Origin of the sequence: Xanthomonas sp. DAR33341 (genome assembly GCF_003992815.1) — a bacterium.
In the GTDB taxonomy this organism is placed as follows: domain Bacteria; phylum Pseudomonadota; class Gammaproteobacteria; order Xanthomonadales; family Xanthomonadaceae; genus Xanthomonas; species Xanthomonas cissicola.
In genome coordinates, this window is sequence record NZ_QEYV01000017.1 from 161,902 (window position 1) to 184,083 (window position 22,182).

Consider the following 22,182-nt stretch of genomic DNA (forward strand, 5'->3'; position numbering starts at 1 on the left):
CCATGCCGGCGCCCGCGGGGGAAGGCAACCGTGGGGCGCTTTGCCTGCAAGATCGGTGTTCCTGCGTAGACGCAGTCACCAGACGCGGTAGGTGACGACCGTTTGCGGATCGACCCAAGCGAAGCCGACAGGGCACAGGTGACCCGCCGGCAGCGACGGGCAGAGCGATTCGCAAAGCCTGAGCTGGAGATAGCCGGCGGCCACGTCCACACCTGTGACCTGCGCCGCCGAGAAGTCGAAGTAGCGTCCGACAGCTGCAAAACTCGCTTTGAACAGGCTTTCCTTCGCCGAAAAAACCAGCGTCAGCAATGCATCCAGCGCCAAGTCGCCGGCATCGTGCAGCGTCTTCAGCAAAGCCAGCCCCGAGGCGTTTACCACCGTGGCCCGCAACGCCGCTTGGGCGTCGGGGCTTGCCAGGTGTTCCAGATCGATGCCGATGCTACGCCACCGATCGGCAGGCGCGACGGCGGAAATGGCCAGCCGGTGACTATGGCTGATGCTGCCTGCGGCAGTTTTCGGCCACACCGGCTCGCGTGCGTCGCCGGTTGCGATCTGCACAGTGTCAGGGTGAGTGACCAGGCCTTGCTGATACAACGCGTGGCGCGCGGCGAGTCTGCCGAAAAAGTAATCGGCTTGGCGCTTGCGAACGCTGCGAACGATCGCAGGCGGGCAGGCGATTGCGCACCGCGCGAACGCATCAGGTGAAAACTGATCGCTGGCAAAGTCCATCACCTGAGCAACCAGATGTTCGCCTGTCGGACACGGTAGGGTAGATTGCCAGTGCGCGCGCAGGCCAGGCACAGTGCCGTGGGCGGCGCATTCGGGCGCTTTTCGCTCTAGTAGCACGGCTGCCGACGCTTGCGATGCATGTCGGCCAACGCCTGCAGCGTGGGCAACGCCCTGGGCCTGGTCGATCTGGCTGTCGTCATCACCACTGTCTTTGCATCGCAACGTTGATCGTGCGTTCTCAGTCGCGGCTTAATTTGTGCCCGGGGCGGGGGTCGAACCCGCATAGCCTCACAGCTGAGGGATTTTAAGTCCCTTGCGTCTACCAATTTCGCCACCCGGGCATTGCGATAGCGTGCCTGATTGCGCGGCGATTGTGAATCTTTGCAGCGTACTTCCTGCACTGCCTGGCTCATGCGGCCTGCGTTATGCTGCCGCCGCATAGCGCGCCGCCACCGGCTGCGCACCATTCCAAGGAACCGCATGTCCGGCACCACGCTTCTCGGCCCCGCACAGGGGCGCATCGCCGTCATCGGCTTAGGTTACGTCGGCCTGCCATTGGCGGTTGCATTCGGGGAGCAACGCGACACCGTGGGCTTCGACATCGATGCGCAGCGCGTTGCGCAACTGCGCGATGGCCACGATGTCACGCTGGAACTGGACGATGCCGAATTGGGTGCCGCAACGCACTTGCGCTACAGCGCAAACGCTGCGGATCTGGCTGGGTGTCGCATTTTCATCGTGACCGTGCCGACGCCGATCGATAGCTTCGAGCAACCGGATCTGGAGCCGTTGCGTAGCGCCACGGCCTTGATCGCCGCCGCCCTCAAGCCCGGCGATCTGGTGATCTACGAATCCACGGTCTATCCAGGAACCACTGAAGAAGTTTGCGTGCCCTTGCTCGAAGCAACCTCCGGGCTGCGTTTCAACCACGACTTCTTTTGCGGCTACAGCCCCGAGCGCGTCAATCCCGGCGATCGCCAGCGGCGTCTGCGTGATATCCGCAAGATCACCTCGGGCTCGACGGCAGACGCCGCCGATGCCGTCGATGCGCTATACACCAGCATCATCACTGCCGGCACCTGGCGCGCTCCGTCGATGCGCGTGGCCGAAGCGGCAAAGGTGGTCGAAAACATCCAGCGCGACGTCAATATCGCGCTGGTCAACGAGTTGGCGTTGATTTTCGACAAGTTGGGAATCGACACCCTGGATGTGCTCGAGGCCGCAGGAACCAAGTGGAATTTCCTGCCATTTCGCCCTGGCCTGGTCGGCGGGCATTGCATCGGGGTGGATCCGTACTACCTGATGCACAAATCCGAAAGCGTGGGCTATCACCCGGACCTGATCCACACCGCGCGGCAGGTCAATAATCGTGTCGGCCGACATGTAGCCGAGCGCGTGTGCGGCATGCTGGCCATGCGTGGCGTCGCGCTAGCGCAGGCGAGGGTGCTGGTACTGGGCGCGACATTCAAGGAAAACTGCCCGGATCTGCGCAATAGCCGCGCCCTGGAATTGGTGCAGTTGCTGCAGGCCGCGGGCGTGCAGGTGGACACCTGCGACCCGTGGGCAGACCCGGCTGAAGCGCTGCAGCACGGCGGTGTGCGCTTAAGCGAGATGCCGGAAGACGGCGCCTACGATGCCGTCGTGCTGGCGGTGGCGCACGCGCAGTATCGCGACTACGACGTGGAGCGGATCGCCGCGCTCGGCAAACCGGGCGCGGTGGTGTACGACGTCAAATCGGTGTGGCCGCGTGCGGCGGTCAGCGATCGCCTGTAGCGCGTACGTCGCGCTGCGCTAGCCATTGCACAGCGCCGCGTGCGGCGCGTCGGCCGCTGGCGAAACAGGCGGTGAGCAGATAGCCGCCGGTTGGCGCTTCCCAATCGAGCATTTCGCCGGCGCAAAACACGCCAGGTTGCGCGAGTGCCATCAGCTGGTCGTCCAGCGCTTCCAGTCGTACGCCGCCCGCCGAACTGATCGCTTCGGCGAGCGGACGCGGCCGCAACAGGCGCAGCGGCAACTGCTTGAGCGTGCGTGCGACCAACGCCACATCGTCTCCCGCCTGCTTGCCGAGTTCTTCGTAGAGGAGAGCCGCCTTGACGCCATCGATGCCGACCTGTCGGCGCAGATGCTCGCTGAAACTGCGTCCCTTGCGCGGTTGGGCCAGTTCGGCATGCACGCGTTCGAACGAGCGGCCGGGAATCAGATCCAGCACGAGTTCGGCGACGCCGTGCGCATCGATCTGCGCGCGCAGGTCCGCGGCCAAGGCATAGATCAAGCTGCCCTCGATGCCGTTCGCTGTGGCCACGCATTCGCCCTGCAATGCATGCTGCATGCCGTTGCTGTCCTGCCAGTGCGCAACGACCGGTTTCAGCGGCGCACCTGCATGACGCTGCACGAAGTGCGCACTCCAATCGATATCGAAGCCGCAGTTGGCCGGCACCAGGGGCGCTACCGCGATCCCGCATCGCTGCAATGAGGCTTGCCACTGCCCGTCGGAACCAAGCTGCGGCCAGCTGCCGCCACCAAGCGCCAGCACGACTGCCTCTGCACTGCACTCCACCGTGCCGGTGGGTGCGTCGAAACGGAGTGCGCCGTTTTCAGACCAGCCCAGCCAACGGTGCTGCACATGAAACACGACGCCCTGTTCCTTGAGCCGGCGCACCCAGCCACGCAGCAGGGGGGCCGCCTTGCGATCCATCGGAAAGACCCGGCCGGAACTGCCGACGTAGGTCTCGACACCGAGCTCTCGCGCCCAATCGCGCAGCGCATCAGCATCGAAGTCCTGCAACCATTCGGAAACCGGTTGTTGACGTTCGCGATAGCGTTGCGCAAACAGCGGCATCGAATCGGAATGCGTGAGATTCAAGCCGCCTTTGCCAGCGATCAGGAATTTGCGTCCCACCGAACCCTTGGCATCGTAGAGATCCACTGCCAGGCCCGCCGCGCAGGCCACTTCCGCCGCCATCAAACCGGCCGGCCCACCGCCAATCACGGCCAGCCGCTGCCTGCTCAGATCAGTCATCATCAGGCACTCAACGCGGCTGCACGCCCAGCAATTCCACATCGAACACCAGCGATGCACCGGGCGGTATCACGCCACCGGCGCCGTTGTCGCCATAGCCGTAATCGGGCGGGATCATCAAGGTGCGCTTGCCGCCGACACGCATGCCGGCCACGCCATCGTCCCAGCCGCGGATGACCTGGTGGCCGCCTAGTACGAATTGGAACGGCTCGGCGCGATCCAGCGAGCTGTCGAACTTCTTGCCATGTTTGTCGGCGGCTTTTTCGTCGTACAGCCAGCCGGTGTAGTGCACGGTGACCATGGCCCCTGGTGTGGCCTCTGCGCCGGTCCCCAGGTTGCGGTCGATCCGCTCGAAACTGGCGATGGTGCCGCCGGAGGGCGGCAGGGTGGGTGCGCAGCTTGCGAGCAACAGGGCGGCGACGAGCGTCAACAAAAGGCGCATGGCAGGGTCCATGAAGAAAGGCGGCCATTATCGCACCTGGCTCCCGGTATCATCGCGGCATGGCCAAGCTGCTGCTCAATCTGCGCAATGTTCCCGAAGACGAAGCCGACGAGGTGCGGGCGCTGATGCGCGAGCAGCGGGTGCAGGTCTACGAAACGCGCCCCAGCAACTGGGGGATTTCCGCCGGCGGTATCTGGCTTAGCGACGATGCCGACTATCCACGCGCCAAGGCGGCGATGGATGCCTACCAGGCGCAGCGCGGCGCGTTTGCGCGTGCCCAGCGACAGGAAGAACTTGCAGCCGGCACTGCGGAGACCTTTGGCGCATTGCTGCGCAGGCGACCGGTGTTCGTGATCGTGACGCTGATCGGCATGCTGATCGTCGCCTCGCTGGTGTTGCTGCCGTTTGTGCTGTTGCGCGGCTGAGTGCGCAGCAGGACGCGGTTGCAGGCGCGCTGCTGCACCGCGTTGGGCGCCCCGCTCACGGCGCTCGCTAGGGGCTGCCCGCGGCTCTAAAATAGCCGCATGATGACCAATACCGCCGCCTACCAGTTCGTGACCATCCAGGATCCGCAGACACTTGCCGCCAGCGTGCTCGCGCAAGCCGAACAGCACGCGCTGAAAGGATCGGTGCTGGTGGCCGAGGAGGGCATCAACCTGTTTCTGGCAGGCGCTGCCGAGCAGATCGGCGCGTTCTATACCTGGCTGCAGGCCGATACGCGGTTTGCGCAGATGCGCATCAAGTACAGCGAAAGCAAGCATCAGCCGTTTGCGCGGCTCAAGGTCAAGATCAAGCCGGAGATCATCAGTTTTCGGCGCGACGATGCATCGCCGCTGCAAGGTCGTGCGCCTTCGGTGACGCCTGCCGTGCTGCGCAAGTGGCTGCGTAACGGGCAGGATGATCGCGGCCGCCCATTGGTGTTGCTGGACACGCGCAATGCGCAGGAAGTGAGATACGGAACCTTCCAGGGGGCGTTGACGCTGCCGATCGACAAGTTCACCGACTTGCCTGGCGCGCTGGAACCGCATCGTGCTGCGTTGGCCGACGCCACGGTGGTCAGCTTCTGCACCGGTGGCATTCGTTGCGAAAAGGCCGCGCTGTGGATGCAGGCCGATGGCATGGACAACGTGCTGCAACTGGAGGGCGGAATCCTCGGCTACTTCGAAGAGGTCGGCGGCGAAGGCTACGACGGTCGCTGCTTCGTCTTCGACGAACGCGTTGCGCTGGATCCCGAATTAAACCCCTTGGTGGACGCCGACCGTACCACCTAGCCAGTGAAAATCTGACCGAGCGCGACTGCATTGCCCGATGCAACGCTCGCCCAGGCCCCCGCATCATCGGCACACGTTGCAGCATCTTGCCTTGAGACATCGCGCCACGCGCACGTCATGCATGCTCTATTGACGCTGCATAACGCTCTAACTTGGGCGTAATACGTCGCATCGAGCTTGCCCTGAATTATTCACGGAGATAGGCTGCACCAGCCAGCCGCTAGCGAGGAAAACAAGGATGACCATCAGAGTTTTTCTGATCGACGATCATGCACTCGTGCGTACAGGCATGAAGATGATTCTGTCCAAGGAAGTGGATGTCGATGTGGTGGGTGAAGCAGAGAGCGGCGAAGCTGCATTGCCGCAGATTCGTCAACTCAAACCGGACATCGTGCTGTGCGACCTGCATTTACCCGGCGTCAGCGGCCTGGAAATTACCGAGCGCATCGTCAAGGGCGACTACGGCACGCGGGTCATCATCGTCTCCGTGCTCGAAGACGGCCCTTTGCCCAAGCGTTTGCTCGAGGCAGGCGCCTCCGGTTATGTGGGCAAGGGCGGCGACGCGCACGAGTTGCTGCGCGCGGTGCGTGAAGTCGCATTGGGACGGCGTTACCTCGGCAACACGATCGCGCAGAACCTGGCTCTGTCCAATCTGGAAGGTGGCGGTTCACCGTTCGATGCATTGTCGCCCCGCGAGCTGGAAGTGGCGTTGCTGCTGACCCAAGGGCTGCGCCAGGAAGACATCGCCAAGCGCCTGAACCTCAGCGCCAAGACCATCAACACGCACAAGGCACGCCTGTTTGAGAAGGTCGGCATCCAGGACAACATCGCGCTGGCACGGCTGGCCAATCAATACGGTCTGACCGATCCCTCCCGGGTGCTGTGAACCGTTACCTTGGGTGCGCCGCACTGGCTGCGCTGCATCGCAAGGTCGGGGCGAACAACATGGCAGAGAGAGGGCTCATAGCGTGCTCAGAAATGACGTGTCTCGCCCTTCAGCAGCCGCAGCTGGATTGCGCAAACGCATGGGTGCGCGAATTAGCCTGGCCTGCTAGAGGCGCGCTCTACGTCGGAACCAGGCGGCGTGCGTCCTGAGGCCCCATGCAATGAGCATGAACACAGGTCTCGCACAGGGACCTTTCCGCGACGATGGTCGTCATTGCCAGCAAGTTCTGGCGTCGTCGCAATTCCTGGTCGAAGGGTTTTTGCAACCACTAGACACAAGTGGCGAAAAACATCGACCGCTCGTGTGGAAGAACGTGGAGCGCAGATGCCTCGCCGGGATCACAGCCGGCGGATGCGGCTTCGCGTTAGTGCAGGTGGCGCATAAAAAAACAGCGGCCCGAAGACCGCTGTTTTCGATGTTGACATGGCCTGCTATCCAACCAGGCTAGCCGATCGGGTCACCTGGCGATCAGTGATCGCCACGCGGCTTGTTGCTGTCGTCATCCCGCGGCTGGTCGGCTTCGGCCGATGGAGCAACTGGCTTGACTGCTTCGGACACAACCACCGTCGGCTTGGGCTTGTCTGCCTGCGATTCCTGCGCGGCTGCAGGGGCTGCCGGAGGCTTGCTGGCCGAGGAGGCCGCTGGCGCAGCCTCGTTCGGGCTCAGCGCATCGAGCATGGTGGTCTGCACCGGAGCATACGGCCTGCGCACGGGCGCGGTGTCTGCACTCGGGCTTGCCTGCACAACCGTCGAGGTAGAGGTCGTTGCCACCTCGGAAGATGGCGCCTGCGACTCAGACTGCTCGGCGTGCGGCGAAGTGACCGTGACCACCGCGGCCTGCGACGCCGGGGAAGCTGCCGCAGGTGCCGATAGGTCCTCAGCAGGCGTTGCACGTGCCGGCTGCACCGGAGCGGCTTGCACCGAAGGCGTTTCGACGTCCGCCGACGCAGCGGGTCGCTGTTGGTCGGGCTTCGCGGCCTGGGCAGCGGCAGGCGGAGCCGCACTTGCCGGCGCCGAAGGCGCAGGCTGCTGCGGGCTGCTTGTCGCCGCATCGCTGCTCACAGGCGATGCGGCAGCCGGTGCCGGAGCCACTGCAGCTGCCGGAGCGGATACCCCTGGCGCGGGAGCGGCAATCGGTGCCGGGGTAGCGGATGCCTGCTGAGCGACCGTTGCGGGACGCTGTTCCGCAGCCTGCGCTGCCGCACCATCGGTGCCGGCCACCGTCGACGCTGTGGCAGCTGGCGCGGGTTTGGCAGTTGCGTCCGTAGCCGCGACGGGCGCAGCAGGGCGCTCGCGGGCGGCGTCAGCGTTGGCAACGGGTGTTGCTGACGGCTGCGATGCCGGCACGGTATTTGAAACCGGCGCGGTGGTCGAGGCCGTATCACTGCCGACCTGTGGCTCTGCACGCTCCTTGGGAACCGGACGCGGCTTGGCGGTTGCCTGGACCGCGGGTTCTGGCTTGGCGCGCACCGCGGGTGCCGGTGCGTCGTCGTCGAAGTCGAATTCCGGCTGGCCGGCGCGCGGTGCGGCCGAGGCATGCGCATGCATACCAGCGTCTTCACCTTCGCTGTCGCCATCGAGATCGTTGTCGGCATCGCTGTCCAGATCGTCGCCTTCCAGACCATCGACGCTGGCACCACCTTCTCCGTTGGCGCCAGCGCCACGACGACGACGACGGCCACCACGACGACCGCGGCGACGGCGGCTTCCGCCTTCCCCATTGGCTGCATCGTCGCCTGCGGCCTCCTGAGCTGGTGCAGCCGCATTCGCGTCGGCACCGCGATCAGCGGTGGATTCGCTCACTGTGACATCGACCGGATGCGCCTGCGCCGCTTCATGAGCGTTGGTCTGCGCATTGGTGGGTGCAGCGGCAGCGGCATCGGCAATGGCGGACACCACGCTCGACGTGGTTGCCGTTGCGGTAGTGGGGGTCGGGGTCTGCGCCGCTGCCGTGCCTTCATCCTGGCGTGCCGGACGCGGCTGACGCTCGGCCGGCGCGCCATCCTGCTGTGCAGGCGCACGTGGCGGACGCGGGCTCTGGTTCTGCGGCTTGGGCTTCTGCTGCTGCGGCTTTGGCGCCTGCGCTTCGTTGCGCGGCGGCTTGGGCGCCTGCACCTGCTGCTGTGTCTGTGCGCCATTCTGCGCGCCCTGGGCGTTGGCAGGCTGACGACGCTCGTCACGGCGTTCCTTGTTGGCGCCGTTGCCGTTGCCGCCATTGCCACGTTGCTGGTTGCCAGCGTTGCCGCCGTTGCGGGCATCGCGGCCATCGCGGCGCTGACCGCCACGCTCGCCGCGCTCGCTACGGTTATTGCGGCCGGCATCGTTCTGGCGCGGACGCGGGGTCGACTCCGGGGCCGGGGCAACCGGCGCGACGCCGCCGAAGATCCGCTTCAGCCAGCCCACCACGCCAGTGACCGGTGCCGGAATGGGCACGGTCACCACCGGCGCCGGAGCAGCGACGGGCGCGACCGGGGCAGGGGCTTCTTCGCGCACCGGTGCCGGTTGGCTCGGCTTGATCGACGTGACCGCCGGAGCGGCAGGAATATTCAACTGCGCCTTGGTCAGTGCATGCACCGGCAGCTTGCGCGGGGTGCCGCGCTGGTAGCTCGGCTTGCCGCTCTCTTCGCCCGGCTCGTTCTCGCGCAGGCGCGTGACTTCGTAGTGCGGCGTGTGCAGTTGCTCGTCGGCGACGATGATGATCGGCGACTCATGGCGCTGCTCGATTTCACGCAGCGCACTACGCTTTTCGTTGAGCAGGTAATTGGCGATTTCCACCGGCGCCTGGACCAGCACCTGCCCGGTGTTTTCCTTCATGGCGTGTTCTTCGGCCACGCGGATGATCGACAGCGACAGCGACTCGACGCTGCGCATGCGGCCATGGCCGTCGCAACGCGGGCAGACGATCTGGCTGGATTCGCCCAGGCTCGGACGTAGCCGTTGACGGCTCATTTCCATCAGGCCGAAACGCGAGATACGGCCCAACTGCACGCGCGCACGGTCGTACTTGAGCGCGTTCTGCAATCTGTTTTCGACTTCGCGCTGGTGCTTGGACGAGGCCATGTCGATGAAGTCGATGACCACCAGGCCGCCGAGGTCGCGCAGGCGCAGCTGGCGTGCAACTTCTTCTGCCGCTTCCAGATTGGTCTGGAACGCGGTTTCTTCGATATCGCTGCCCTTGGTGGCGCGCGAGGAGTTGACGTCGACGGCGGTCAGCGCTTCGGTCTGGTCCACCACGATCGAGCCGCCCGAGGGCAGGCGCACGTTGCGCTCATAGGCGCCTTCGATCTGCGATTCGATCTGGAAGCGGTTGAACAGCGGGATATCGTCGGTGTAGTGCTTGAGCTTGCGCAGGCTCTGCGGCATCACCTGCTTCATGAACTCCTGGGCGTCGGCGTACAGCTCCGGCGTATCGACCAGGATCTCGCCGACATCGGCCCGCAGGTAGTCGCGCAGGGCGCGGATGATCAGGCGCGATTCCTGGTAGATCAGGAACGCGGCCGGCTTGCTCAGCGCAGCTTCGGCAATCGCCTTCCAGGTCTGCAGCAGATAGTCCAGATCCCACTGCAGTTCTTCGGCATCGCGGCCCACGCCGGCGGTGCGGATGATCACGCCCATGTCGTCAGGAATGTCGAGCTTGTCCAGCGCTTCCTTCAACGCGGCGCGGTCTTCACCCTCGATGCGGCGCGAAACGCCACCGGCGCTCGGCGAATTGGGCATCAGCACCATGTAGCGGCCGGCCAGCGAGATGAACGTGGTCAGGGCGGCGCCCTTGTTGCCACGCTCTTCCTTGTCGACCTGCACCACGATTTCCTGGCCTTCGCGCAGAAGCTCGCGAATGGTCGACTTGTTATGGTCGACGCCGGCCTGGAAATAATCGCGGGAAATTTCCTTCAACGGCAGGAAGCCATGACGCTCGGCGCCGTAGTCCACGAACGCCGCTTCCAGGGAAGGCTCAAGCCGGGTAATACGGCCCTTATAGATGTTGGACTTCTTTTGTTCCTTGGACGGCTGTTCGATGTCGATGTCGTACAGGGTCTGGCCGTCCACAATCGCCACGCGCAGCTCTTCGGCCTGCGTTGCGTTGATCAGCATTCGCTTCATTGTTGCGTTCCTCACGCGCTCTACCGCGCGGAACGCCGTGACGTTTCGCCTCTGGAACAGCTTGTCGGCCCTTCGCGCAACGCGCGGACAGGCCTGACCAGAGTTTCCAGCGCTGCAACACCACGGCAGGCCGCGGGAGCGCTTGTTTAAGTTTTATAGGTGTTTCAGGGCCGGCAGCCGCGTCCGGACGAACCGGGGCAGCGCACGGGACATGTTCAGCGCAGCGGTCAAAAACCGCCGGCGATGGCCGGGTAGGCCGGTGAGCCGCTAACATGGCCGCCCCGGGGGCGGTGGTCGCGCACTGTGCCGGAATCATCGGAAGTCAGGCTTCTGGCCAATCAACTTCCAACAAAATCAAACCCTTATCTCGCTCGCCGAGTGTAACAGAATAAAGAGCCGGATGACCGACCCCCAGCCCCCCAAGCCGCCGGCCGACCGCGTCGGCGTGCGCATTCTCAAAGTTCCGGAAGACCGTGCTGGGCAGCGGCTGGATAATTTCCTGCTTGGCCAGCTCAAGGGCGCCCCGCGCAGCCTGATCTACAAGCTGGTCCGCAGCGGCCAGGTACGGGTAAACGGCGGGCGGGCCAAGGCCGAGCGCAAGCTCGAAGGCGGCGAAGAGGTGCGGATTCCGCCGGTACGCATCAACGACGAGGACGACAAGGCAGCGCCACCGTCCTCGTTCATGGCGCGGCTGGAAGCGGCGATCGTGTTCGAGGATGCGCGCCTGCTTGCCCTCAACAAGCCGTCCGGAGTCGCCAGCCATGGCGGCAGCGGGATCAGTTTTGGCGCTATTGAGACGCTGCGGGCGCTGCGGCCGAACCAGAGCCTGGAACTGGTGCATCGGCTCGATCGCGATACATCGGGCCTATTGATCGTGGCCAAGAAGCGCTCGGCGCTGACCGAGCTGCAGGCCCTGATGCGTGAAGACGACCGCGTCGAAGGGCGCGGTATCACCAAGCGCTACCTGACCCTGCTGGTGGGCCGCATGCCCGACGGCGTGATGACCGTGGACGCGCCGCTGCACATCGGCCTGCGCCAGGGAGGCGAGCGGCATGTGCAGGTGAATGCGATCGGCAAGCCGTCGCTGAGCCATTTCAAGTTGCTGGAACGGCGCGGCGGGCATTCGTATTGCGAAGTGCGCATCGAGACCGGCCGCACCCATCAGATTCGCGTGCATGCCCAGCACCTGGGGCACCCGGTGGCAGGGGACGATAAATACGGCGAGGCGGACGTCAACAAGCGCCTGCGCGACCAGCTTGGATTGAAGCGGCTGTTCCTGCATGCCGCATCGCTGGAGTTCGCGCTGGATGCCGGCAAGACGCCGTATGTATTGAGCGCGCCGCTGGCGCCAGAGCTGGCCGAGGCGCTGGACCAGCTCGGTCGCTGACGCAGCCGTGGCGGCTGCGCCAGCGCGCTGGCTCAGCCCTCGTGGCGGTGGTCGTGATGTTGCGGCTGCGCCGACGGATGCGGGCGTTGCTGGTGCATGTCGGCCTGATGTGTCGGAGCGGCGCGCGGCGGGACGAAGGACGCCATCCGCTGCATGTGCTGCTGCGGCTCTGCCTTCATGACCGGGCGCGGTTCGTAACGCGGCTGCGACTGCTGGGCATGTTCGACACGCGGCAATGCTGCGGATGCGAATTGCTGATGGGGCGGCAGCTGCCGTTGCTCTTGCACAAGCGGCTTCCATTGCGCAGGTTGGGCTTGCGCTCGGAACTGGCTGTCGCGGGCGTCGCGGCTCGCGAATGCATCGTGCGGCGACATGCCGGCATGTGCGCGGGTGGCTGCAGCTGCTTGCTCCTGCGCTGCCCGCGAACCTGGGTGCATCTGCGCCACGCGCTGCTGTGCGGCCTGCAGGTCATTCACCCGCGCAGGCGCTGCAGCCGATGCGAATGCCGGCGCTTGCACGCGCGGCGAACGCATCCCAGAGAGCAATGGCTGCATCGGACGGGCCGCAGGTGTCAGGGGCGCAGCATGCGGCGACTGCGACGCGTTCAGGGTTACCGGGCGGCCTGGCTGCAGCATCTGCGCACTGAAATGCGGTGCGGCCAGATGCGCATAGTCGGGCGGGCGATGCAGCTGGGCGGGCGAGGGCGCCGGCGTGGTGGCTCCTGCAAACCCGCCAGGCCCACGTGCGTTGGCAACCGCTGCCGGTAGAGCGGCCACCTGCGCTGCGTGGAAGCTGGCCGGAGACATCCCGGCCGCAGACGCGGATGTCGGATTGGACCAATGGCGCCGATCCTGATTCACATAGGAGCGCGTATCGATATAGGTATTTCGGTTATTGATGATGGTGGTGCGCGGCGCATAGACATGGTTCTGGTAGACCACGTAATGCGGTGCGGCCGGCGGCGCGTTCCAATCCACACCCCAACTGTTCCAGCCCCAGCGGTGCCAGACAGGCGCCGGCTCGACCCAGCCGAACCAACCGTGATGGTGCTCGAGTGCGCCGCCCACCAACACGCCGACGCCGAACGACACCAGGCCGGTGGTGACGACGCCGCCTTCGTCGTACCAGCGGACCGGGCGGTAGCGATACTCCCGATAGACATCGACCGGCGTGCCGTAGACCACGCCGGGATCGTAGCGCGGTACGTACACCACGTCCGGCTGCGCTGGTTCGATGGTGATCACCTGCGCGGGCGGCGGGATGCGGCCCTCATCCAGAATGGGCGTCACCACCACATGGCGCGCCACCTGCACCTGCTGTTGCGGCGTACTGCGCAGATGGCCGCTGGCCTGGGCGCGTTGGCGCATGATCTGCACCGCGTTGAGCACATCGTTGGGGTCGTGGGCATAGGCATCGCCGAGCGCACGCGTCCAATCCAGATTGCCGGCCAGTTGGGCCACCACATCAGGAAAGGCGGTCAGTGCCTTGATACTCGGATCCCACGATTGCGACACCGTGGCCTGCGCGCGATCGGCAGCGCTCAAACCGCTATTGCTGCGTAGCCATTCCTGCGCAGTGGCCACTTGATCGGGATAGACCGACGCCGCCAGCGTTTGCGCCAGCAACTTATCTGGAAACAGGGCAATCGGCGCGACCAATTGGTAAAGCTGGTCCGCCGTGGGCGGCGTGTAAGCCGGCGTTGCCATCGCGCTGGGAGGCGGCGGAGGCTCGGCGGCGGCCGGCGCCGGTGAGTCAGTACGTTGGCACCCGCCAAGCGCGATCAGGCCGGTGGATGCGATCGACAGCGCCAAGGCAAGGCGTCCTTGTGACCATGTGCGTTGCATACGGCACCTCGCTGTGTGCGCGTTGATGACGCGCGTACCATGCGCCGGTTTGAATGTCTGGAACCTTTCTAAAACTGCGCTTCAGTCGACCAGGCGCGACGGTGTTCAGCAGAAGTGCGGGAAGCCATCTGCCACGAAGGTGCGCCGAAACGCACGCGGTTGATTTCAAGCAGGCTGCGCGCATCGACTCGTCATCGACAAGACAGCGATGGTGTCGCTGAAGACGGCTGTCAGCCCCTGGCGCAGCAGACTTTGCGGCCAGGTCATCATGAGATGCCAGCGCACGACGCGCTTCACGGCGTTGCGAAGCGGAACAACACCAGGCTGATCGCCAGCGTTCCCATGCCCGAGACCAAGCCGTACACGGTCTCGTGACCCTGGGCGTAACGCTTGGCAGCCGGCAGTAACTCGTCCAGTGCCAGAAACACCATGACCCCGGAGATCAGCCCGAACACGGTGCCGAAGACCGCGTCCGAGAGCACGCTGAACAAGGCCAGATATCCGATGCCTGCACCGACCGGTTCGGCCAGCCCGCTGAGCAGGCTGGCGCCCACCGCATAGAACTTGTTGCGCGTGGCGAAATACACCGGCACCGCGATCGCAATGCCTTCGGGAATATTGTGGATGGCGATCGCGAACGCCAGCGGCATGCCGACCGCCGGGCTTTCGAGCGTGGCGAAGAAAGTCGCCAATCCTTCCGGAAAATTGTGCGCGGTGATCGCGACGGCGGTCATCAGGCCAACCCGGCGTATATAGGCCCGGTTGTCTTCGCGAAACTGCGGATCGTCGCTGGACAAACTCTGGTGCGGATTCGGCACCAGGCGGTCGATCACCATGATCAGCAGCATGCCGCCCAGAAAGGTCAGTGTGCCGAAGGTAAAGCCGAGCTTGTCGTTGTAAGCCTGGGAAAACGCGGCGATCGACTTGTTGAGGATCTCGGTGAGCGACACGTACACCATTGCGCCGCCGGCGAAGGCCAGACCGAACGCCAACAGCCGCGGATTGGGCTTTTTGGCGAACACCACCATGAGGCTGCCGAGCCCGGTCGCCAGCCCGGCGGCCAGCGTGACCGCAAGCGCGATCCAGAGATTGTGTGATGACACTGCAAGCATGTGGCGCGACGTCCTGGTGGAATGAAGAACTTCCTGCGGAGAGCGTGGCAACTGCAGCTCGCGAGATACGCACGACCTCCGGGGAAGCAGGATGGCCATGCCGCGATGACGAAGACGTGGTGTTGAAGACGAAAAGTAGCGCATCTGCGCCAGCGTCACCCAGGCGCGAAACTCAAGCGCGCCCGAACAGGGCGCTGGCGCTCATGCATTTGTGCCGGTGCGCTTGTGCCGTGCAGAAACGAGGCGTCAGCGACCTGCGCGGTCCTCAGCCGCCGCGGCGTGCGCGTTCCTCGATGGCGAAACATTCGTTTGGACGCGGCACCGGCGGCTTGAACGAGACCGGCACCTGGATGGTCTGCGACACGGCCTGGCCATTGCGGGTGGCAGCCTTGAACTGCCATTCCCGCACGCGCTTCTGGGCCGCTTCGTCGAGCACGGGCTGGCCGCTGCTCTGTGCCACCGACACGTCGGTGGGGGTGCCTTGAGCGCCGACTACGACTCGCAGCACGGTGGTGCCGCCGATACCGGCGCAGGCCAGCTGCGGCGAATATTCCGGCGGTGGCGTCTTCAGGGCAGCCAGTTCGGTGGGCGCGACGGTGGGAGCAGAGGCCTGCTGTGGCGACTTGCCGCAGCCGCCAAGGCCGGTGGCGACGATGAGACCGGCGAGCGCAGCGCGATACATGTTCATGCAGTGATTCCCTGATCGTAGAGCTGCGCGGTCTTGGCCGCGCAGATGAAGTCGTTCTCGCTCAGCCCGCCCACGTCATGGGTGGAATAGCGCACCACGACGCGGTCGTAATGCACGCCCAGGTCGGGGTGGTGGTCTTCGCGGTGGGCGATCCAGGCCAGCGCATTCACAAAGGCCAGGGTGCGGTAATAGTCGGCGAAGCGGAACGTGCGCGTGAGCGCCATGCCGGCCTCGGCCAGCTCCCAGCCGGGCACCTGCGGCAGCAGTTCGGCCAGGCGCGCCTCGCCCAGCTTGTGGTCGCTGCCTTTGCGCGGGAGGCAATGCGCCTGCTCCAGGGGAATCAGATCGGTCATGACGGTCTCGCAGGGGTGGCGGACGGTGCGCCCACCAGGATCACGGTGTTCCATGAGCGAGGGCGCTTTGAGCGGTAGAATAACCCGCATGATCCAGATATCCGACAAAGCCCAGACCTATTTCCGCAAGCTCATCGAACGCGAGGGCGTGCCCGGCATGAGCGTGCGCCTGAGCGCGGTGGATGCGGGCACCCCGCGCGCCGATGCACGGCTTGAGTTCGCCGAACCGGCGGACCTGAGCGGCGACGAATGGGCGATCGACTGCGACGGCTTCACCTTGTATGTCGTCGCCGCCAGCGTGCCCTGGATGGATGGCGCCGAAATCGACTACGTCACCCAGTCCACCGGCAACCAGCAGCTCACCATCAAGGCGCCCAAGATCAAGGGAGAAGCGCCCGCAGAGTCGGCTTCGATGGTCGAGCGTGTGCGCTGGGTGGTGGAAAACGAGATCAACCCGCAGCTGGCATCGCATGGCGGACGCGTGGCCGTGCAGGAAGTCTCCGCCGAGGGCGTGGTGTTGCTGCGCTTCGGCGGCGGTTGCCACGGCTGCGGCATGGCCGACGTGACCTTGAAGCAGGGCATCGAAAAGACCTTGATGGGGCGCGTGCCCGGCGTGACTGCGGTACGCGACGCGACCGACCACGCCACCGGCGACGCCCCCTACATTCCGCGCGACAGCGCGGCCTGATTCCGCACCACCGGTGACAACGGCTGCCGATCTGCTGCAGGCACTGCGCGCGCGCATGCCCGGCAAGCTCATTGTGGATCGGCGCACCGGCCTTCCGTATGGCTGGGGCATCTGGATGGGCAACCGCAAGCACGTGGCTGCGCCATTCAACGACGACCAGGTCATGGATGTGCTGTTGGCGCGTGAGCAGCCGGCCCGGCGCGGTGTGGCCGGCGTCTCTCTCCTGTCGCCGTTCCAGGCGTTCCGCAGCCTGTGGTGGCAGCACTGGGACCCGCGCCCGAAGGATCAGCGTCGGCAGCACTGGTTGGCGGTGCTTGGCAGTTTTCTCATCCACCTCGGGTTTATCGCGCTGCTCGTCTGGGTGGTCACCGTGCGCTGGGCGCCGGAGGAAACCGTACCCGGCGACGAATCGCGGGTGCGCATGACCTTGATCGGCGATGGGGCGGAAGAGCAGGGCGGCGGGGAAGGGCAACCTGCGGCTGAGGCATCGACGCAGGCGGCTGCAGCTGCGGCGTCTTCGCCAGCGCACGCGGGTGCATCGGCGGCGAAAAGCGAGCCAGCTCCATTGTCGACACCGACACCGACACCAGCGCAGCCAGCGGCCGATCCTGTCGAGCGCCCCGACACGGCCCAGGCACCGGAACATGCGCCGGAACCGGTGCAAGCTGCCAGCGAAACCGTCGCCGCGGATATTCCGCAGGTGACGGTACAGGTGCCGCCGGTGACGATCGAATCGCCGCTGCAGGTCACCGAAACCCAGGTCGCCACCACCGACTTTGTCGTACCACCGCCGCCAACGATCACGCTGACGCCGCGTGCGATCGAACGCGCAGCACCGCAGGTCGAGGTGCGTCAACGCGACATCCAGACGGTGACCGAACGTCCGCAGGTGCGCGAACTGCAACGTCCGGCCACGGATGTAGCGATGCGCACCGCCACGGCCCCAACGGTGCGCGAGCGCGACATCGTCATCCCCGAGCGCCCGCAAATCGCCGCGCCGGCTGCACGCCTGCGTGAGATCTCGCCGACGGTGCGCATGCCTGACGTCGCGGTGCGTCCTGCAGAGCTGCCGAACGTACCGGATCCGACGCCTGCGCCAGTGGCGACACCTGTCGTGCCAGCGGCGCCTGCGCCTGCGACTCCCGACCCGCAGCCGGCCACCGTGGCGGCGCCATCCGCGCAAGCAGCCGCGCAACCTGCGCAGTCGCGGGCCAGTCCTGCTCAGTCCGAGCGTTCCAGCAGCGCGGCGGCCGCTGCATCGTCGCCCGTCAAGCCCGCCGCCAGCAGTCATGCCGGCCCGACGCCTGCCGATCGCAGCGGCGGGTGGGACGTGGCCGCCAACGCCGACGACTGGAGCAAATCCGACCGCAATCGGCAAGGCGACACGACAGGTGCCAACACCCAGCGCAACGGCATGTTCAATGCCGATGGCAGCGTCAAGGTGGCCACCGGAACCGGTGATGCTGGCAAGGCGACAGGTGACCGCGGACCACCAGGCAGTGAGACCGATACCTGGACCCGCGACCAGATTGCCCAGGGCGGCACCTGGCTTAAACGTCCGCCGTACGGCTACACGCCGACATCGCTGGACAAGTACTGGATGCCGAACCAGACGCTGCTGCAGGAGTGGGTGCGGCGCGGCCTGAAGAAGATCGAGATTCCGATTCCGGGCACGACCACCAAGATCAGTTGCGTGGTGTCGCTCCTGCAATTCGGCGGCGGTTGCGGCCTGAGCGACCCCAACCTCAACGATCAACCGGCAACCGCGCGCCCACCGCCGGACGTGCCGTTCAAGCGGGAGCTGCAGGAAGACAATGGCGCGCTGCCCCATAACGGCGGGTGAGCGTGACGCACGATGAGGTGCGGCGCTGTCTGCCTGATCGCAGAGATTCGGTGCCTGCGACCCTTCGCTCGACGGTGTGCTGGCGCGTCTCGGGGCGCGTGGAGATGCATCGTCTGCATCAACGGCCGACAGCACATGATGCGGTAGGTGATCCTCGCGCATCGCCTGCAGACCGTGCCCGACCACTGGCGAACGGGCTTGCCGCTTCGTTGGAGACCGATCGCTCCAACTGAGCAAACGCGATCAATCACGTGTTGTCCCGGCTTGCGGCTAGGGAGATTGCACTCGCGAACCGGAACGTGCGCCGTCCAGGAACGAGCTCACGACCGCACGCACGACCGACGCCTGTGCCAGTCGGCCGGTGGCCACAGCCCAACCGGCTCCGAACAGGCACGAGAGATAGAAGTCGCTCCACCAGGACGCCGGCATTTCGATACCGAACACGCCGCACTGCTGGCCGTGCAAGAAGAAAGCACCCAGATGCGCCTGGAACGACTCCCACTCCGGCGCGGCGTAGTAGGTGTTGCCGCGTTCGGCGACCTCCATGCCCATCTCGTTGACGCTGTAGATGACCAGATCCAGGTCTTCCACCAAGGCGTGCGTGATGCGTCGCAGGCTTGCCATGGGATCGGGCGGGGGGTCGCCGTCGGGCAGGGCCGCCTGCAGACGCACCCACGCTTCCGCGCTGACCTTCTCGACGATTGCCGCGCGGGTCGGGGCGAGCGGGCATTTTGCTGCGATGGAAAATCCGCCCGCATTGGTCGACCACCTACGAGAAACGTTTCAATCGCTGCGGTAATGGGGGCGGGATCTTATTGCGCCCGACCAGCTGGATTGGATTTCGCAGTGGCGATCCAGTGCATTCGGCCTGCGATCAGCGCAATTTAAAGAAAGTAGGGCAGGCAACTTCGAGCCCGCTGGAAGTGGTCGCTGACGCAAGATGCGGATCGTAGCCTTCAGGGCATGCTTGACTAGCGACCGCCTTGGAATGTGAAGGTGAAGCGTGCCGCAGCGCGTGCGGCGGTTTCCGGGGCGATGGGCGGGGGCGTGGCATCCACCAGCGTCAACATGCCATCGGCAATCGGGACCGGGATGCCTAATGTGAGGTCAACCTGTTTTGACCATCCGCCACCCAGGACCGTCGCACTCACGATCAGTCGGCCTTCCACGATGCATCGAACATCGGCAGGGCAGCGGCTGTCTTCCACCACTCGATCTGGCCGCACTCTGGGACCATCGACCGCTGCCATCTCCCCTAGGCGCACAGGGCCTTCAATGAGATGACCCGTCGCCCGGGGCGTGGTGGCGCATCCGCCAAGCGACATGACGGCGAGCACTGCCAGAGGCAGTAAAGGGACGCGATGGAGGTCATCCTTGCCGACGTTCATCGTCTGGCGTGATTGAGGGTGCGGGTAGCCTTGGAGCGATGCGCGCATTTGTCGACTTCCTTCAGGTGAAACCGCGGTCACGTCTTCGGGCAGCCACTGCTTCAGCGTCAGCGTCTTCGCGCGCCGTCCATCGGATCCACGGGCCTGCCAGCATGGCACTGCACGAGCCGAGGCGGGTGAGCATGCTGGCCCATGGACGCACATCGCCGCTACGTATAAGCAAATTGTAATGCCTCCATTGCAAACCGGTGCGTCGCGCCCTGATACTGGCGCTCGCAGCGACTTCAGGAGGAGCCGGCGCTGACGACTCTGCAGCAATGGATGTTGGAGCAGATCACCTATCGAGATGCGTTCTTGGCAAATCCACCGCTGCAAGCCATCGTTTACGTGAGCGAGGTGCGTCGTCCCATGTCGATGGGGGAGGTCGACCGGCTGCTTGTCTCTTCCAGTGCACACAACTCGCTGGCCGCCATCACTGGTGTCCTGATCTACGACGGCGATCGATTCTTCCAGTATTTCGAGGGCCCACCTGCCGGAGTGCAGCACACCTATGATCGCATCAAGCGGTCTTCGCGCCATCACCTGATTGCGGAGGTCTACAACGGTTCCATCGTCGAGCGTTACTTTCCCGACTGGCAGATGGCCTGCCGGAAAGTGCTCCCCGGGTCGATCGTCGAGCTCAGCGCGCAACGCTGGTCGCGCACCCGCCTTGCGCTGTCGTCTGCGGGAAACAAGCCAGAGCCTGTGTGCCGGTTGCTGGAGTTCTGGGAGGGGGCCATGCCGCCGGCAGCTGATGTATGACCAGGCGCGCGTAAACGGGCTGTCGCATCGCCAGGGCGCCCAGCCTGGGAGGTTCTTGCAGCTGGTTTGCGTGCGCCATGCCTGCAGTGCTCTTGAGGCAAGCGATATCGAAAGCGACGCAGAGCGTTATTTTCGGCGAATAGCAAATAGCGAATAGCGAGCACTCTGTATCAGGCAGGCGCGTCGCGCATCCGGTTCGCTCGCATCACGGTGCAGTGCACTAGGCGTTGAATGGCGATGCCAAGGCCATGGCACACACTGCATCAATCAACAGGCGGTCAAGGCATGCGCACGTTGCGGGATTTGAAAGAGGAACTGTCGCGGTTCGGGGCCGACAACGATGCGGTGGAAACCGCGCGTGGCAAACGCATGTTGAATATCACCCCAGAGACCGGCGAACTGCTCGCCCTGCTCGTGCATGCGACGGGGGCGCGGCAGGTGGTAGAGGTGGGCACTTCGAATGGCTACTCCACGCTGTGGCTGGCCGAAGCTGTCATTGCCGTCGGTGGACACGTCATCACGCTGGAACATGCCGAGGACAAGGCCGTCCTGGCGGCTGCGAACTTCGTGCGTGCCGGACTACGGGCACACATCACACAGGTGCTGGGCGATGCAGGCGCATGGTTGGAGACTGCCGACGATGGCAGCGTCGACCTGTTGTTCTTGGACGCGGACCGCGGTGCCTATGCGCGGTGGTGGCCGCAGCTGCGCCGTGTGCTCAAGCGCGGTACTGGCCTGTTGGTGGTGGACAACGCCACCTCGCACGCGACGGAGATGGCAGATTTCATGCAGGCTGTCCGTGCCGACATATCCTTCCGATGCAGCGAGCTGCCGGTCGGCAACGGACAGTTCATGGCAGTGCGCGTCGCAGACTGAATCGCTAGCGGGCGTCTGCGCGGCGGCTAAGCGCTCGATGATTCCAACCGGTGCTGTTGCGTGGTTGTTCTGCTGAGGGGCGGTCCGTCGATTCTTTGCGGCTCGAAGCGACATTCGGTAGCACAATCGATCATCCGTCTCGGATGAGTCCGGTGACGACGCGTCGCAAAAACTCTGTTCGCTGCCCTTAAACGAACGCAGACACGGCGTGACATTTCTTACGCGCGGTATTGCGATCGGTGCTGATTGTTGAAGCCACGCTCGCATCGTCGACTCGCGTCCCTCGCCAAGCAGCCAAGCACTCTTCCCATCCAGCTGCGGTCGCGGTGAGGGAATTGGTCATCGGCTCACTTGGGATTGACGAGCGATCGCCTAGATTGAGCTATGTATCAATCAGCACTCGCCCGCGACGATCTGCCGGGCACACCTTCGATATCGCCAAGTCCAGCGCTCGCGCAATGCGTGCGTGAGTACTTGCGACTGACGCCGCAACTTCCCAACCCTGGCGCAGGACGTACGTACGCTCGCTGGCAGGCGCTGAGCAGGCTGGGTGCTGCGAGCTTGCCGCTTGCCAAAGTGCTGGAAGCGCATTACGACGCGGTATCGATTTTTTCCGAGGCCGGCCAGCCATTGCCTTCGAATGGAGCCGTGTGGGCAGTGTGGGCAGCGGGTGGGCCGCATGACACCGTGACGT

At 64.9% G+C, this 22,182-nt stretch carries 19 protein-coding genes and 1 tRNA gene; 9 read left to right on the top strand and 11 right to left on the bottom strand.

Translation table 11 applies throughout. The features are described 5' to 3' along the window. Positions 1-75 precede the first annotated feature (75 nt). Together EO156_RS05740 and EO156_RS05745 are read right to left on the bottom strand one after the other, a co-directional pair. Positions 76-729 (bottom strand): 4'-phosphopantetheinyl transferase superfamily protein, encoded by a 654-nt coding sequence (locus EO156_RS05740; RefSeq protein WP_003489236.1) that lies wholly within the window; start codon positions 727-729, stop codon positions 76-78. 257 nt (positions 730-986) lie between these two features. Continuing rightward, positions 987-1,070 (bottom strand) — tRNA-Leu (locus EO156_RS05745). Between the two features lie 139 nt (positions 1,071-1,209). On the opposite strand from EO156_RS05745, the gene EO156_RS05750 reads away from it, so the two are divergent. Continuing rightward, positions 1,210-2,502, top strand: coding sequence for a nucleotide sugar dehydrogenase (locus EO156_RS05750; protein ID WP_011051334.1), 1,293 nt, complete (start codon positions 1,210-1,212; stop codon positions 2,500-2,502). Here EO156_RS05750 and EO156_RS05755 read toward each other — a convergent pair. Together EO156_RS05755 and EO156_RS05760 are read right to left on the bottom strand one after the other, a co-directional pair. After that, positions 2,486-3,748: a TIGR03862 family flavoprotein gene (locus EO156_RS05755; protein WP_026006936.1), complete on the bottom strand. Its 1,263-nt coding sequence runs from the start codon at positions 3,746-3,748 to the stop codon at positions 2,486-2,488. The two genes, EO156_RS05750 and EO156_RS05755, sit on opposite strands and share 17 nt — an antisense overlap. A gap of 10 nt (positions 3,749-3,758) precedes the next feature. Then, the gene (locus EO156_RS05760) at positions 3,759-4,190 is read right to left on the bottom strand and encodes an FKBP-type peptidyl-prolyl cis-trans isomerase (RefSeq protein WP_003489230.1); all 432 of its coding nucleotides are present in this window, start codon (positions 4,188-4,190) and stop codon (positions 3,759-3,761) included. Positions 4,191-4,249: 59 nt separating this feature from the next. On the opposite strand from EO156_RS05760, the gene EO156_RS05765 reads away from it, so the two are divergent. From EO156_RS05765 to EO156_RS05775, 3 genes are all read left to right on the top strand, one after another. Continuing rightward, positions 4,250-4,615, top strand: coding sequence for a DUF6164 family protein (locus EO156_RS05765; protein WP_016849613.1), 366 nt, complete (start codon positions 4,250-4,252; stop codon positions 4,613-4,615). Between the two features lie 99 nt (positions 4,616-4,714). Beyond that, a complete protein-coding gene (locus tag EO156_RS05770; RefSeq protein WP_026006935.1) occupies positions 4,715-5,461 on the top strand; it encodes a sulfurtransferase in 747 nt (248 codons plus the stop codon). Positions 5,462-5,699: 238 nt separating this feature from the next. Next, entirely contained in the window at positions 5,700-6,347 is a 648-nt protein-coding gene (locus EO156_RS05775; RefSeq protein ID WP_003489223.1) for a response regulator, read from the top strand. Between the two features lie 528 nt (positions 6,348-6,875). Here the strand turns inward: EO156_RS05775 and EO156_RS05780 are convergent. Then, complete coding sequence (locus EO156_RS05780) at positions 6,876-10,499, bottom strand: Rne/Rng family ribonuclease (RefSeq protein WP_029829016.1); 3,624 nt, start codon at positions 10,497-10,499, stop codon at positions 6,876-6,878. A 409-nt stretch (positions 10,500-10,908) separates the two neighbouring features. Between EO156_RS05780 and EO156_RS05785 the strand changes: the two genes are divergently transcribed. Then, positions 10,909-11,895: an RluA family pseudouridine synthase gene (locus tag EO156_RS05785; RefSeq protein ID WP_003489220.1), complete on the top strand. Its 987-nt coding sequence runs from the start codon at positions 10,909-10,911 to the stop codon at positions 11,893-11,895. Positions 11,896-11,927: 32 nt separating this feature from the next. Here the strand turns inward: EO156_RS05785 and EO156_RS05790 are convergent, their stop codons facing one another. The 4 genes from EO156_RS05790 to EO156_RS05805 all read right to left on the bottom strand — a co-directional run bounded on the left by EO156_RS05790 (position 11,928) and on the right by EO156_RS05805 (position 15,892). After that, positions 11,928-13,739 carry a DUF3300 domain-containing protein gene (locus tag EO156_RS05790; protein ID WP_016851579.1) on the bottom strand — a complete coding sequence of 604 codons (1,812 nt, stop codon included), beginning with the start codon at positions 13,737-13,739 and terminating at the stop codon, positions 11,928-11,930. A 293-nt stretch (positions 13,740-14,032) separates the two neighbouring features. Next, positions 14,033-14,851: a zinc transporter ZupT gene (gene zupT, locus EO156_RS05795; RefSeq protein ID WP_003489216.1), complete on the bottom strand. Its 819-nt coding sequence runs from the start codon at positions 14,849-14,851 to the stop codon at positions 14,033-14,035. 265 nt (positions 14,852-15,116) lie between these two features. Next, positions 15,117-15,539 (bottom strand): energy transducer TonB, encoded by a 423-nt coding sequence (locus tag EO156_RS05800; RefSeq protein WP_005931423.1) that lies wholly within the window; start codon positions 15,537-15,539, stop codon positions 15,117-15,119. After that, a complete protein-coding gene (locus tag EO156_RS05805) occupies positions 15,536-15,892 on the bottom strand; it encodes a 4a-hydroxytetrahydrobiopterin dehydratase (RefSeq protein ID WP_003489213.1) in 357 nt (118 codons plus the stop codon). The genes EO156_RS05800 and EO156_RS05805 overlap by 4 nt, the downstream gene beginning before the upstream one ends. An 88-nt stretch (positions 15,893-15,980) precedes the next feature. Here EO156_RS05805 and EO156_RS05810 point away from each other — a divergent pair, with 88 nt between their 5' ends. Both EO156_RS05810 and EO156_RS05815 read left to right on the top strand, forming a co-directional pair. Further along, on the top strand, positions 15,981-16,580 hold the full coding sequence (locus EO156_RS05810) for an NfuA family Fe-S biogenesis protein (RefSeq protein ID WP_016851581.1): 600 nt from the start codon (positions 15,981-15,983) through the stop codon (positions 16,578-16,580). A 13-nt stretch (positions 16,581-16,593) separates the two neighbouring features. Then, the gene (locus EO156_RS05815; protein ID WP_029829013.1) at positions 16,594-18,423 is read left to right on the top strand and encodes a hypothetical protein; all 1,830 of its coding nucleotides are present in this window, start codon (positions 16,594-16,596) and stop codon (positions 18,421-18,423) included. Between the two features lie 270 nt (positions 18,424-18,693). Here the strand turns inward: EO156_RS05815 and EO156_RS05820 are convergent, their stop codons facing one another. Continuing rightward, complete coding sequence (locus EO156_RS05820) at positions 18,694-19,047, bottom strand: hypothetical protein (RefSeq protein WP_016850853.1); 354 nt, start codon at positions 19,045-19,047, stop codon at positions 18,694-18,696. Positions 19,048-19,394: 347 nt separating this feature from the next. Then, positions 19,395-19,811, bottom strand: coding sequence for a hypothetical protein (locus EO156_RS05825; protein ID WP_026007178.1), 417 nt, complete (start codon positions 19,809-19,811; stop codon positions 19,395-19,397). A gap of 321 nt (positions 19,812-20,132) precedes the next feature. Here EO156_RS05825 and EO156_RS05830 point away from each other — a divergent pair, with 321 nt between their 5' ends. Continuing rightward, the gene (locus EO156_RS05830) at positions 20,133-20,612 is read left to right on the top strand and encodes a BLUF domain-containing protein (RefSeq protein ID WP_016850851.1); all 480 of its coding nucleotides are present in this window, start codon (positions 20,133-20,135) and stop codon (positions 20,610-20,612) included. A 285-nt stretch (positions 20,613-20,897) separates the two neighbouring features. Further along, entirely contained in the window at positions 20,898-21,488 is a 591-nt protein-coding gene (locus EO156_RS05835; RefSeq protein ID WP_016850850.1) for a class I SAM-dependent methyltransferase, read from the top strand. Positions 21,489-22,182: the final 694 nt, after the last annotated feature.